This is a genomic window from Eudoraea sp. (assembly GCF_039969275.1).
In the GTDB taxonomy this organism is placed as follows: Bacteria; Bacteroidota; Bacteroidia; order Flavobacteriales; family Flavobacteriaceae; genus Eudoraea.
Map to the genome: position 1 here is coordinate 532,557 of NZ_JBDVOC010000007.1, position 13,918 is coordinate 546,474.

General features: G+C 38.1%; 10 protein-coding genes. 8 read left to right on the forward strand and 2 right to left on the reverse strand.

What is annotated here, in order from left to right:
- The first annotated feature begins 5 nt into the window (after positions 1 to 5).
- From ABJH90_RS06925 to ABJH90_RS06935, 3 genes are all read left to right on the forward strand, one after another.
- The gene (locus ABJH90_RS06925; RefSeq protein WP_348137859.1) at positions 6 to 3,152 is read left to right on the forward strand and encodes a glycosyl hydrolase; all 3,147 of its coding nucleotides are present in this window, start codon (positions 6 to 8) and stop codon (positions 3,150 to 3,152) included.
- Positions 3,153 to 3,236: 84 nt separating this feature from the next.
- Positions 3,237 to 3,809, forward strand: a complete 573-nt coding sequence (locus ABJH90_RS06930) for a pentapeptide repeat-containing protein (protein ID WP_348137861.1) — start codon at positions 3,237 to 3,239, stop codon at positions 3,807 to 3,809.
- Positions 3,810 to 3,853: 44 nt separating this feature from the next.
- Positions 3,854 to 4,216 (forward strand): hypothetical protein, encoded by a 363-nt coding sequence (locus ABJH90_RS06935; protein WP_348137863.1) that lies wholly within the window; start codon positions 3,854 to 3,856, stop codon positions 4,214 to 4,216.
- A 56-nt stretch (positions 4,217 to 4,272) separates the two neighbouring features.
- Here ABJH90_RS06935 and ABJH90_RS06940 read toward each other — a convergent pair whose 3' ends face one another.
- Positions 4,273 to 4,743, reverse strand: coding sequence for a CBS domain-containing protein (locus ABJH90_RS06940; RefSeq protein ID WP_348137865.1), 471 nt, complete (start codon positions 4,741 to 4,743; stop codon positions 4,273 to 4,275).
- A gap of 119 nt (positions 4,744 to 4,862) precedes the next feature.
- Here ABJH90_RS06940 and ABJH90_RS06945 point away from each other — a divergent pair, with 119 nt between their 5' ends.
- From ABJH90_RS06945 to ABJH90_RS06960, 4 genes are all read left to right on the forward strand, one after another.
- Positions 4,863 to 7,145, forward strand: coding sequence for a M28 family peptidase (locus ABJH90_RS06945; protein ID WP_348137866.1), 2,283 nt, complete (start codon positions 4,863 to 4,865; stop codon positions 7,143 to 7,145).
- The gene (locus ABJH90_RS06950; RefSeq protein WP_348137868.1) at positions 7,142 to 7,948 is read left to right on the forward strand and encodes an SDR family oxidoreductase; all 807 of its coding nucleotides are present in this window, start codon (positions 7,142 to 7,144) and stop codon (positions 7,946 to 7,948) included. Before ABJH90_RS06945 ends, ABJH90_RS06950 begins: the two co-directional genes overlap by 4 nt.
- A 125-nt stretch (positions 7,949 to 8,073) precedes the next feature.
- Entirely contained in the window at positions 8,074 to 8,448 is a 375-nt protein-coding gene (locus tag ABJH90_RS06955) for a hypothetical protein (RefSeq protein ID WP_348137870.1), read from the forward strand.
- Positions 8,449 to 8,668: 220 nt separating this feature from the next.
- The gene (locus ABJH90_RS06960; protein ID WP_348137872.1) at positions 8,669 to 9,373 is read left to right on the forward strand and encodes a hypothetical protein; all 705 of its coding nucleotides are present in this window, start codon (positions 8,669 to 8,671) and stop codon (positions 9,371 to 9,373) included.
- 87 nt (positions 9,374 to 9,460) lie between these two features.
- Here ABJH90_RS06960 and ABJH90_RS06965 read toward each other — a convergent pair whose 3' ends face one another.
- Entirely contained in the window at positions 9,461 to 10,555 is a 1,095-nt protein-coding gene (locus ABJH90_RS06965; protein WP_348137873.1) for a DUF2652 domain-containing protein, read from the reverse strand.
- A 134-nt stretch (positions 10,556 to 10,689) separates the two neighbouring features.
- On the opposite strand from ABJH90_RS06965, the gene ABJH90_RS06970 reads away from it, so the two are divergent.
- Positions 10,690 to 13,908, forward strand: coding sequence for a hypothetical protein (locus tag ABJH90_RS06970; protein WP_348137875.1), 3,219 nt, complete (start codon positions 10,690 to 10,692; stop codon positions 13,906 to 13,908).
- Positions 13,909 to 13,918 lie beyond the last annotated feature (10 nt).

Here is a 13,918-nt window from a genome sequence, read left to right on the forward strand (position 1 = left end):
TTATTATGAAAACAATCCAACTTTTTATTCTCGGTCTGCTCTTGGTCCCTATAAACATTCAGGCTCAAAAACGAAAAACGAAAACAAGTACTCCACTATATACAGTTCAGGATTCGCTTTATCATGGACTGAAATGGCGTAATATTGGTCCATTCAGAGGCGGCCGGAGTGTAGCAAGCAGTGGAGTTGTTGGTCAGCCTATGACCTATTATATGGGTGCCACCGGAGGTGGGGTATGGAAAACAACAGATGATGGTATCAGCTGGAAGAATATTTCTGATGAGTTTTTGAAAACCGGAACTGTTGGTGCAATTGCAGTTTCAGAAAGCAATCCAAATATAGTTGTAGCCGGCATGGGCGAACACGCTGCCAGAGGGGTAATGACCTCTATGGGAGATGGGGTCTATAAATCTACTGATGCCGGTAAGACATGGAAGCATATCGGTCTGGATAAAACTCGTCATATTTCAGATGTGGTGATTCATCCGTCCAATCCGGAAATTATTTTTATCGGAGCCCAGGGAGCTCAATACGGTCCATCGGACGATAGGGGAATCTATAGATCAACAGACGGTGGTGCAAACTGGGAAAAAGTTCTTTTTGTAAACAAGACATCGGGAGCCTCTTCCCTGTCTATGGACATGAAAAATCCATTAATTCTTTATGCCGCATTCTGGGAACACAGCAGGTATCCATGGACCATGGAGTCCGGGGGTAAAAATTCCGGACTTTATAAATCCACAGATGGAGGGACTACCTGGAATAAGTTAAAAGAAGGCCTTCCTGAAGAATTTGGAAAAGCAGGCATATCTGTATCACGCGCCAATCCGGAACGAGTATTCGCAGTGTTGGAAGCCGAAGGAAAAAAAGGTGGAGTTTACAGGTCAGATGATGCTGGTAAAAAATGGACACAGGTAAATAAAGACCGTATAAATATTGCACGTTCCTGGTATTATATGGAAATATTTGCAGATCCTCAGGATGAAAACCTGGTATATATATGCAATGCCCCGGTAACAAAATCGATCGATGGCGGTAAAACATTTAGGACGGTACCTACTCCACATGGGGACAATCATCATCTGTGGGTTAATCCTCTGGATAATCGTAAAATGATCAATTCTAATGACGGTGGGGCCAATGTTTCTAATAATGGGGGTAAAAGCTGGAGTACACAACAAAATCAACCAACATCTCAGTTTTATAGGGTCATAACCGACAATCTGGTGCCCTATAATGTATATGGTGGTCAACAGGATAATTCTGCAATAGCTATTGCCAGCAGAACCAATGATCAGGGGATCGACTGGAAGGACTGGTACTCTGTTGCCGGATGTGAAAGTGCCTATCTGGCTTTTGATCCCGACAATCCTGAAATAGTTTTCGGTGGCTGTTATCAGGGGATTATTGAAAAATGGATTAGAGCCTCCAGGGAAGGCAAACCAATTAAAGAATACCCGGAATTGGCTCTGGGGAATGCCCCGGAAAGCTTCAAATTTCGCTATAATTGGAACGCCCCGATTATAAGTTCTCCACATGACCGTAGTACCATTTACCATGCCGGGAACGTAGTTTTTAAAACTACAGACGGGGGTATTAGTTGGTCTGTAATAAGTCCCGATCTGACCCGAAACGACAAAAACAGGCAGGGCCCGGGAGGTGGGCCTTACACCAATGAAGCTGCAGGAGGTGAGAATTATAACACCCTGATGTATCTTGTTGAATCCCCACATGAAAAAGGTGTCCTTTGGGCCGGAAGTGATGACGGTCTTATACACATAACTAAAGATGAAGGCCAAAATTGGGAAAACGTTACGCCCCCAGGTTTAGCGGAAGGTATAATCAATAGCATTGAGGTATCTCCGCATGATGCTGCTACTGCTTATGTGACAGTGATGCGCTATAAGTTTATGGACTTAAAGCCTTATGTATTTAAGACTGCAGATTATGGTAAAACCTGGTCAAAAATAGTGACCGGAATTACTGACGAGCATACCTTTGTGCGGGTAGTAAGGGAAGACCCAAAGCGAAAAGGACTTTTATATGCGGGCACAGAAACCGGCTTGTATATTTCGTTTAATGATGGATTAAACTGGCAGCCCTTTCAGCTAAACTTACCCGTGGTCCCCATTAATGACCTCGCACTTCAGGATAATGATCTGGTAGCTGCTACCGCCGGCAGGTCGTTCTGGATTTTGGACGATCTTGGGGCGGTTCAGAATAGCTCAATAAATAATACTGCTTTTGCAATCTTTAAACCCAAAGACACTCATTTACTCTTTGGCGGAAGTTCTGAAAAACCAGTTCCCGGACTCGGACAAAATCCGAAACAAGGAGTTACTTTTGATTATTATCTGAACGAGGATGCGGATAGCCTGAATTTAGAATTACAGGTGCTTCGAAATGGAAAACTAATCAGAACCATTACCAATAAAAATCAAAAAGATTTTAAAACATGGCCGGGAGGACCTTCCAAGCCGGCGGTTTTGTCTTCAAAAATGGGGTATAACCGATTTACCTGGGATTTTAGGAAAGAAACACTCCCAGCTGTAGATAAAGTATTTGTCTATGGAAATTATTCAGGTTCCAGAGTGGCTCCCGGGACCTATGTCCTGCGATTGTCTTTGGACGACAAGGTAGCCGAAACGGAAGTGACCATTCTTCCCAATCCAAAAGTTAAGGCCTCCAAATCCGATTTTGATGAACAACAATCGGTATTGGATCAGATTGAAAATACGATCAAGAATATTCATGAATCTGTGACTCAAATACGATCGGCAAAAAAACAATTAAAAACTTATGAAGAGCTACTTAAAGAAAATGAAGTTGCAACTGATCTGTTGGAAAAGGGAAAGGAATTGATAAAACGTATAGACAGCTGGGAACAAAATCTTATCCAGCCCAATCAGAAAACTTTTCAGGATGTTATTAATTACAATAACCAGCTAAATGCCCAATTAATGCATCTGAAAGGATTTGTAGACAACTCAGATCCGAAAGTTACGCAAGGGGCCAAACAAAGGTTAACCGATTTATTAGATGACTGGAAAACCTATGAGAATGAGAAAAAAGCTATAGTGAATACGGAGATGGCTGCCTATAACAGGATGTATACAGACCTTGGGCTACCTGCATTGATACTGCAAGAGTAAACCATAAGGGTGGTAATATAAATTGCTAACCAGAGCGAAAAGGAATACACATTTTGTCATAGTTATTCCCCTTTATAGCTTGTTATGAACAAATCATTTTTTGAAGATATAACGTACAAAGATCAGGATTTCACTAAAGTGAGATTGGAAAAGGCAGAATACGAAAACTGTATTTTTGAAGGCTGTGCTTTTGCTGATGCATACCTCGATAATATAAATTTTACTGCATGTCAATTTACACATTGCAACCTGAGCAATGCCAATATAAGTCATTCTGTATTTAATGAGGTTTCATTTTCTTTCTGTAAACTGACCGGCCTTCACTTTGAACATTGTAATCCCATTTTGCTTTCACTTTCCTTCGATCATTGTTCATTGATCCTGGCTTCATTTTATCAGTTACAGCTTAAAAATATTGAGTTTACTGAATGCAAACTAATTGAAGCTGACTTTACAGAGACCAACCTCAGCAACGCACGATTTGAAGGATGCGATTTAAATAAGGCCATTTTTGAGAAAACGAATCTGGAGCAAGCTGATTTAAGCAAAGCAATAAATTATAAAATTGACCCTGAGAAAAATCGCCTTAGGAAAGCTAAATTCTCAAAAGATGGAGTTGTAGGGTTGCTAGGAAAATACGATATTGTAGTAGTTTAGTTTACTCACATCATTATAGGGAGTAACTTTTTCTTTAACCACACATGGAACATCAGGAAGAAAAAAAATGTCTCGAATGCGGGGAAATAATCAGAGGCCGGGTAGATAAAAAATACTGTTCGGACTATTGCCGCAATGCCTATAATAATAAACTAAACAAGGATAGTAAAAACCTGGTAAGAAATATAAATAACAGACTTCGAAAGAATTACAGGGTCTTAGATAGTTTTGCCTTAAAGGATGGCAAAACCCGCACAACCAAGACCCGTCTTATGGATAAAGGCTTCGATTTTGATTATATAACCAATCTATATACTACAAAAAAAGGTACGACCTATTACTTTGTATACGATCTTGGCTATCTTCCTTTGGATAATGATTATTACATGATCGTTAAACGCGAATAGAAATAACCGGCGTCAAAGTATCCGAAAATTAAATTCTACTACTTAAATTCTGAAAATTATTGATAGTTATGACTGGTAAGTTTCAGAGCGGCGATCACAATATCCTTACGACTTATCTGGCCTACTAAAAGACCATCTTTTAAAACCGGTAATCGTCTGCGATTGTTTTTATGAAAAACTCCTGCAGCGTCAAAAATACTCATGTCATGAGGTATGGTCTCTACATTTTTAGTCATAAAACGCTCTACGCTTTTATCGAGAATGGGCTGGTTAAAATAACGGCTTTCTGATATTTCCTTCATACAATCGGCTTCCGAAATAATTCCTACTAAAAACCCATTTTCATCCAAAACCGGTCCCCCGGAAATATGATTTTTGGCAAAAGATTCCATTACCTCGAGTATGGACTGATCTGTACTAAAAGTCAGTAATTTTCTTGTCATATAATCCTCCACCAAGATGGGAGCATCATACTCCTTTTTGGATCCTTCTTTGGCTCTTCGGCCCATAAAACTCTTTATTCCCATACCTTTTCTAAAATTAGCTTAATCTTAAATATACACTTTTCCTGCTTAATTTTTAAATATATTCGCCAAAATGGACTAAACTATCATAATTTTATACTTTTATCTGATAATTCTATAACATGAAGACATATGCCCAAATAGTGTCCTTTCTGCTGATTCTATTGGCTATTTACCTTAGTTTTGATACTGCAATGCCCACTTATAAAAAGGATGCAGATCAGTCCCTAACCACTTTTTCTACAGACAGAGCCCTAAAACATGTTGAAACCATCTCTAAACAGCCCCATGGCGTAGGTTTTGGAGCACATGAAACAGTAAAAAAATATATTATTGATCAATTAACCCAATTGGGTTTGGAAACCACAGTTCAGAAAGGATATACCGATGGAGATTGGGGTAATTTCAGTAAAGCGGAGAATATCATTGCCAGAATAAAGGGCTCTCAGCCGGGAAAGGCAGTTTTGTTACTTTCACATTACGATAGCAGTCCGCATTCTTCTTTTGGAGCAAGTGATGCAGGTAGTGGAGTAGCAACCATTCTGGAAGGTGTCAGATCCTATTTGGCAAGTGGGAAAACACCTAAAAATGATATAATTATCCTTATTACCGATGCTGAAGAACTGGGGCTTAATGGGGCAGAATTATTTGTAAATAATCATCCCTGGGCAAAGGAAGTTGGTTTGGTTTTAAATTTTGAGGCAAGGGGTAGCGGAGGACCCGGAATTATGCTTATGGAAACCAATAGGGGAAATGGAAAACTGATTGAAGAATTTATCAAAGCAGATCCAAATTTTCCTGTGGGAAATTCTTTATACTACAGTATTTATAAATTGCTGCCCAATGATACGGACCTTACTGTTTTTAGGGAAGATGGCGATATTGAAGGTTTCAACTTTGCGTTTATAGATGATCATTATGACTATCACACCGCCCGTGATAATTATGAGCGTTTAGACAGAAACACTTTGTCTCATCAGGGAAGCTACCTAGTGCCACTTTTGCAACATTTCAGCGAGGTAGATTTGTCTAATATGAAGAGTTTAAATGACTATGTATATTTTAACCTGCCTTATTATAAGATGGTATCTTATCCTTTTGAATGGATTTGGCCCATGTTCTTTTTGGGTTTTGCGATGATGTTAGGCCTGTTATTTTACGGTTTTAAAATGAAGCGTCTAGATCTAAGGGAAATTGGGAAAGGATTTCTGCCACTAATAATAGTAATAACTGTAAATGGTGTTATTGGATGGTATAGTTGGTCCGTTTTACAATGGATTTATCCTCAGTACAAAGATATCCTGCATGGTTTTACGTATAATGGTCATACCTACATTCTGGCATTTGTTTTATTCTCTATTAGCACCTGTTTTTGGATCTATCATAGATTTAGAAAAATAGCTATCTCAAATCTATTGGTAGGACCAATAATTATTTGGTTTTTAATATGTTGGGCAGTAGGGATTTATCTTCCCGGGGCCAGTTTTTTTATTATTCCGTTGTACGCACTATTAGGATCTTTTATGATTGGCTTGAATCAGGATAAACCCAACCTGTACATTCTTGTCTTACTAGCTCTGCCGGCGATTTGGATTTATAGCCCTTTTATTAAATTATTTCCAATTGGTTTGGGATTAAAAATGATGATCACCGCAACGGTCTTAAGTACTTTAACTTTTATGCTACTGCTTCCAGTTTTCATGGCGTACAGGTACAAGAATCGTATTGGTTATATGTTTTTTTTATTATTCCTTGGTTTTATGGTTTCTGCCCATCTAAATTCGGGTTTTACAATTGAAAATGCCAAACCTACAAGTCTATTGTATGTGCTAAATACAGATCAAAATAGAGCGAAGTGGGCTACTTATGAGCATGAACTCTCCGCATGGACATCTCAATATCTGGGGGAAACCAAAAAAAGGCCGGATAGTCTTGCAGCTTTTGATATAAGTAGTAAATACGCTACCGGATTTACCTATATGGCCAACGCCCCAATTAAAGATATTTTGCCGCCAAATATTGAGGTTGAGGTTGATACGATTATTGGAAATAAACGTATGTTAGAGCTATGTATTACCCCACAACGAGACGTTAATCGGTTGGAGATCTATATAAATGAATTAGATATTTTAGAGGCGAAAGTGAACAATGTTACATTATCCGATTACTATCTTAAAAATAGGAAGGGAGGTAAATTAATTACACATTTCATAAGTAATAATGATTATACAGAATTACAGCTAAGCTTTCCTAAGGACGAACATTTAGAACTAACCTTATACGAGTCCTCTAATGATCTATTAGATAATCCTTCATTTACTATACCCGAAAGACCGGAAGCAACCATTCCTATGCCCTTTGTACTTAATGATGCTGTTTTATTGATTAAAACGATTAGATTTTGAAAAATACTATAGGAATTATGGGATGCGGATGGCTTGGGTTACCTCTGGCCAAATCTCTGATTCAAGCCGGCTATAATGTACATGGAAGTACTACCAATAAGAATAAACTGGATACCTTAGAGCAGGAAGGAATAAAGCCCTTTATGGTTATTTTAGGTGAGGAAAGCGTTACAGGCTCAATTACAGAATTTCTGGACCAGCTTGATACCCTTATATTAAATGTACCTCCCAGATTCCGGGCTAACAACAAAGAGAACTATGTTCTCAAAATGAATCTTTTGCTCAATGAGATACGAAAATCAAGCGTAAAAAAAATAGTATTTGTGAGTAGTACTTCGGTATATGGAGCTGTTGAGGGTGAGGTAACAGAGGACACACTTCCCATGCCTGTAACTGAATCTGGCCGGCAATTATTGGAGGCTGAAAAGGTTTTTCAAAACGACAAATCGCTTCAAACTACCATCCTTAGATTTGGTGGTCTTATAGGACCAGACAGACATCCGGTTACCATGCTATCCGGTAAAGAAGGATTGACCAATGGGGATGACCCTGTTAACCTAATACATTTAGATGATTGTATTCATCTTATAAAAACAGTGACTGAAAACAATTGGTGGAACCAAATCTTTAACGGTGTCTATCCGGAACACCCTTTGAAAAGAGAATATTATTGCGAAATGGCAGCTAAAAATATGCTTCCCAAACCTCAATATTTGAACCCTGAATCTAAAAAAAGTGGAAAAATTGTCATTAGTAGGAATTTTCTTAATAATAATGTTTTCTTCTATACCGGAATAAACTAGCATTTCACAACAACTACCAGCACTTTTACAACAAAAACATCGATAAAAGGTTAATTTATAGCGTTGATTTTCAGCTTTTTATCGATAATCCGTATCTTTATATAAACATTAAATCCTAAAATGTCATGGAAAATACAAAATTAAAGGGGAGGATTTTAATGGAACTGGAAAGTCTCATCTCCCGAAGTTGTGCAAAATGTAAGATGACCAAAAACTTTCAGAGCCTGCACAAGGCAATTGTCAAGAATCATTACAATGCCACAGATGTGTTTATTGATTATCACAGGAAAAGAATAGCAATGGATATTGTAATGAATGAAAAGGATTATGATCCTAAAAAAATCAATTTGAGACTACCTACATTATACACAAATCTGTTTTTTAATAATTTGTGTGAATTTCTAAAATCTTGTATAGACAAGGATAACAGGAGTCTTGCATTTTATGCCTGGTTATTAAATTCTTATACCAAAAAAGAAGAAGAACTAACCCTGGCATAAGTAATTCAGAACTAAAGACCACCATATTAAAAGGATGCCTTGGGCATCCTTTTTTTATAAGTGCCTGCTAATACGGAAACCGGACGAAAAAAATGACACCGAAAGGGTCAAATAAAAATTGTTATTCATAAAAAAATTCCATCTTATTGACTTTTAAGAGTTTCCTTAGGTAAAGACCAAAAAAAATGTATTAGTTTTGCCGCACAAAATTTATACGATAATGAAGAAGTTTATATTTATTCTTATTACTGGTTTAGGATACATTTACGGGGGTTACTCACAAACCAACTCAGAGCTTCAAAAGCATTATGAGGCATATTATATGGAAATGAGAAAACAGTCGGATATAAGTGGTATAATCAATGCTTTGACTCATTTAAATGTACTTTCTCCTTCCGTTGAAAGGAGGGATACCCTTGCATATGTTTATGCCAATAACAATCAGCATCTGCAGGCTTTAAATACCATTGGCATTGAAAAGATTGATACAGATTCCGATCTTGCCATACAGGTAAAGGCTATTTCCTTAAAAGCTTTGAACCAACCAAAAAGAGCCCTTGAACAGTTTGAGGCATTGTATTCCAGGCAACCCAGTCCCTATTTGGCCTATGAACTTTCAGACCTAATGATTCAGACAGGGGATAATACAGGAGCTAACGTCAACATAGAATATGGTATCCTTAACTCCAAAGATGATATGAAATACGCTTTCTATGAAAGACAGCAGCCATATGAAGTACCTCTAAAAGCAGCCTTTTATCATTTAAAAGGTCTTGTTCAATACAATATGAATAAGGATGATATAGATCTGGCCATTGCGACCATTGACGAAGCATTAAAAATTGCTCCTAATTTTAGTCTTGCAAGCCTAAGCAAGCAGGCACTGGAATCGAGGAAGGTTGAACCTGCGGAAAAACAGAATTAAGGTAATCTGACGAGAATAACATTAAAGCGGGCTATTGTTGCCCGCTTTTTTAATACTATGAAATAAGGGATAATAAATAGTAGTTTATTAAGACGAGATCATAGCCCGCCTTTCTTCAGTTAGTTTAAACAATAAATCTAAGCCATTTTTCGTGTTCTTCACCAACACTCTTTTAGCAAAGAGTGTTATTAGTAGTTTCTTTAATAAAGATTTAGTTTCCCAATATAATTCTATTTTCAAGTTGCTGGAATTTTCTGAAATTGGACTTATAGTATAAAATTGATATACTGTATCTGCAATGGGAATACTCTTAGTCATTTCACCATAAACAAATTTTCCCGGCTTAACTTTTTTCTTTACCGCCACAAAGTTCAAATGCTTATTATTAATTACACAGACGTGTTCTGAACCTAGTCTGGTAACTTCATTTTCATTATACTCAAATTTATCCACTCCATGAACCCAAAGATGTCGATATGAAAGGTTGGTAATATACTCCATAAGAGATTCAGCAGCTACTGCAAAATCTCTGTCTAAAACAATGCCGGGCGGTTTATCTAATACTACCTCCTTGGCTGTGGAATACTCAATTATATTTAGTTTGCTACTATCAATTAAAGAATATATATATTCAACTTCTTTTTGGTCATAAGTGTCCTTACCTTGTTTAAATCTGAACACTTTACTGTAATAATAAATAGGAAGCTCAATATCAGAAGATAGTTCTTTGCTTATTAGCACATAATTATCACTTTCAACAGAATTCTTAAGTAACCTATGCGCTTCTATTACCTGTTTGCCAAAAGGTTTTCTATTGCCCTGTACCTGTAGAAATTCTATGTCTCCACAGTGTGCAACAATTTTTAATTCCAGTTTTGGAGCTGTTGCACAGGCATTACACGGGCATATTCTATTCTTTTCTAAAAGTTTGAGATGCCCCGTAAATGCCGTAAACATGGTTTCAATCTGGGCGAGCAATTTTTCCTGTGAAAGGAGTTCTCCTTCGCGATAGAAAAAAAGCGCGTCTCCTTCAACCTCGGCCAGCTGCAGCTCCTCCGTATTGGCCTCTATAAGCACCTCCAATAATTCCGCAATAACATGCTGACTATGTGCTGCTTCAGTGGTCTGTACGAATTTGGTAAAACCAGAAATGTCTGGTATGAAAAGTAACGACTTGGCCATGATACTAAATAACTGTTTTCTGAAAACTACTACCTAATAAGTCTTGAAATTTCGTCAAACTTTCACAGTACTCCAAAATTATTTTAACTTCACTATTTTTATATTCTGAACCAATTATTTATTACTAGAGGCATATGAGAAAAACAATCTTAAACTATTTGAAGGAAGGATTATACTTAATTGTTATTCTGATTGCATTTGCACCAAATCTTCTTAATGCCCAGGTAAATGAAAACATGGACGCACTGCAATGGCGTTTTATCGGGCCTATTATTGGGAATCGAGGATCCGTTGTTATCGGACACCCAGCAGAACCCAACACATTTTACCACGGAGCCAGTAATGGATTATGGAAAACTGAAGATGCCGGTTTATATTGGGAACCTGTTGGTGATAAAGATTTCAAATATGGTAGTATTGGAGCAATGGAATTTTCCGAATCTAACCCTGACATTGCTTATGTTGGTACCGGAGAGCCGCAGATGCGTAGTAATGTTAGCTGGGGAGATGGCGTTTATAAAACAATAAATAACGGTGAGACCTGGACTAATGCGGGTTTAAAAGAAACCAAACATATTTCACAAGTACGCGTTCATCCTACCAATCCTGATATTGTCTTTGTTGCTGCTTTTGGTAGTGCTTTTGGGCCTAACCCGGAAAGAGGTGTATTCCGGACGAAAGACGGGGGGAAAACCTGGAAAAAAGTGCTTTATAAAAGTGAGACCGCAGGCGCAATTGATTTGGTGATGAATCCTTCGAATCCAGATGAACTCTTCGCTGTGATGTGGGAATTTGAGCGTAAAGCCTGGGGGCCAAAAACTGGTGGTCCTGAATCCGGCATATGGAAATCCACCGATGGTGGTGATTCTTGGAAAGAAATCACCTATAACGAAGGCTTACCACCCGGAGGGCGAGGAAGGGCTGGCGTTACAATGTCGGCAGCTGATAGCAAAAAAGTATATGCATTAGTTGATTCTGAAACCAAACCGGGTTTATATGTTTCAAACGATCTAGGTGAAAATTGGGAATTTGTTTCAGACTTTTTCCAAATCATAGGTCGTCCCTTCTACTACAGTCACATTTATGCGAGCCCTCACGATGCTAACGAATTGTGGTCTCCTAATAACCGTATGTTTATGTCTAAGGATGGAGGTAAAACCTGGATTTTAGAGCCTGGTATAAAAGATGATTTTCACGACATTTGGATTTGCCCTAAAGATCCAATGAGGATGATTGGCTCCAATGATGGTGGATGTCAGGTAAGTATTACAGGAGGTAAAACATGGTCGGGCCAGTATACTCAAAAAAACTCTCAATTTTATCGCGTAAATGTAGATAATGATTTTCCCTATAATGTATATGGTAGTGGCCAGGATGTTTTAGCCTACAAGATTCCAAGTGCTTCGCGATGGGGAGGAATCTCAGGCTATGAAACAACTATAATTGGTAATGGCGAAATAAGTAGCGTTATTCCAAATCCTGATGATTTAAACATTGTATACAATATATCCGGTGGTGCTCCCATGGGTAGTGGAGCCCCTTTTACAGTGAACAACCTGGCAACAGGACAAAATGAAGTGCGATCGGTATGGCCAGTACCATTATTTGGATTAAATGGCTACGATCTTAAATACCGTTTTAACTGGGACCTGGCATACTTTTTATCGCCTCATGATTCCAAAACCATATACCTAGGCGGCAATGTACTGTTCAAGTCCACCGATGAAGGATTAAATTGGGAGGTTATAAGCCCGGACCTGACAAATAATATCAAAGAACGTCAGAAAATTACCGGAACACCTTGGCTATCCGAATACTTCGGACAGGAAATTTATAGCACTATTAAGCGAATGGATGAATCACCATTGCAAGAAGGTTTGATTTGGATAGGTTCAGATGACGGAAAAATATATATTACAAAAGATGGGGGGAAGAACTGGGAAGATATTTCAATTACCGATTGCCCAGAATATTCGCAGGTATACGAAATTGAGCCCTCACCGCATGATCCCGCTACCGCATATGTAGCCATATCGAATTTCAATACCTATAACGATTACAGCCCTTATCTATATAAAACAGCGGATTATGGTAAAACCTGGACAAATTTATCTTCAAATTTCCCTCAAGATCAAATAACACGAACAGTCCGGGAGGATAAGGGACGTAAAGGTTTACTATTTGCAGGAACAGAAACCGGAATCTACTATTCCTTAAACGATGGCCAAAGTTGGGACAAACTCAAGGCCAATTTACCCGCAGTACCGGTCGTTGACATAAAGATAAAAGATGCAGATCTGGTCATAGCAACTAACGGTCGTGGTTTCTGGATTATGGATGATATCACACCATTACGAGAAAGTAGTACAGCCATAGCTTCCAAGAAGATTCACCTTTATTCTATCTCAGATCATATCCGATTTGGCTACAACTGGTGGATGGATTATTTACCAGGTGGTGACCCTGGAGTTAAGAAAAATTATTTTGTTCAAAATATGCGTCCGGGTTTAACTTATTACGAATTAGGATTCAAACCTGTAAATGGAGAGAGGAAACGCAAGTTTATTGATGCTGGAGACCCTAAATCACTTGGGGCTGTATTGTATTATAAATTAACCAAAGAACCCCAAGAAATTACCGTAGAAATCCTTAACAAAGATGGAAACCTAATCCGAAACTATAACAAGGAAGTAATGGCCCTGAACTATGCATCTAATGAAAATTTTAATTCGGGACTCAATAAATTTGTTTGGGATATGCGCATTAACCGGGTTACATCAGTTCCTAATAGGCCTCCAACTGCAATATCACCAATTGTCCCTCCCGGTGAATACCAGGCCAGATTAACCGTAGATGGCGTTGTTGAAACACAATCATTCAAAGTGTTTATGAATCCAAAAGAGTCCTATACTCAGGCACAAGCAGAAGCTAAATATTCATTCTGGCTGGAATTGTACAATGCTGCAGAAAGTTCAACACAAAATGTTATTACTGCGCTGAAAATTAAAGAGGAGATCGCTTCAAAAATTGAGGCATTCAAAACCAAAGGAGCTAGTTCGGGTAAAATTAAAAAGGCAGAACGTCAGGCTGAAATGATTACTGCTCTGGTAACAGATTATGAAGCTAGTTATGTGTCTACGGGCAGAACTTTGGCTGAAGTAATTAATTTACCTGCAACCATATTATTTAAGATGTCTTTCATGAGCGGAATACTAGATCATTCTGAGGGTCCGGTAACACAAAGTATGAAAACAGAGTTTGAACAACTTATTGAAGATTCTAAAGCAGTTGATAAAAAATATAATGCTAATATTAAGATAGAATTATCCAGGTTTGATGAAATATTAAACTAGATAGACTTTA

Bases quoted from the DNA above. Each gene is read 5' to 3' on its own strand.
- ABJH90_RS06935 (WP_348137863.1), top strand. From the start codon at position 3,854: ATGGAACATCAGGAAGAAAAAAAATGTCTCGAATGCGGGGAAATAATC.
- ABJH90_RS06925 (WP_348137859.1), top strand. From the start codon at position 6: ATGAAAACAATCCAACTTTTTATTCTCGGTCTGCTCTTGGTCCCTATA.
- ABJH90_RS06945 (WP_348137866.1), top strand. From the start codon at position 4,863: ATGAAGACATATGCCCAAATAGTGTCCTTTCTGCTGATTCTATTGGCT.
- ABJH90_RS06940 (WP_348137865.1), bottom strand. From the start codon at position 4,743: ATGGGAATAAAGAGTTTTATGGGCCGAAGAGCCAAAGAAGGATCCAAA.
- ABJH90_RS06930 (WP_348137861.1), top strand. From the start codon at position 3,237: ATGAACAAATCATTTTTTGAAGATATAACGTACAAAGATCAGGATTTC.
- ABJH90_RS06970 (WP_348137875.1), top strand. From the start codon at position 10,690: ATGAGAAAAACAATCTTAAACTATTTGAAGGAAGGATTATACTTAATT.
- ABJH90_RS06965 (WP_348137873.1), bottom strand. From the start codon at position 10,555: ATGGCCAAGTCGTTACTTTTCATACCAGACATTTCTGGTTTTACCAAA.
- ABJH90_RS06960 (WP_348137872.1), top strand. From the start codon at position 8,669: ATGAAGAAGTTTATATTTATTCTTATTACTGGTTTAGGATACATTTAC.
- ABJH90_RS06955 (WP_348137870.1), top strand. From the start codon at position 8,074: ATGGAAAATACAAAATTAAAGGGGAGGATTTTAATGGAACTGGAAAGT.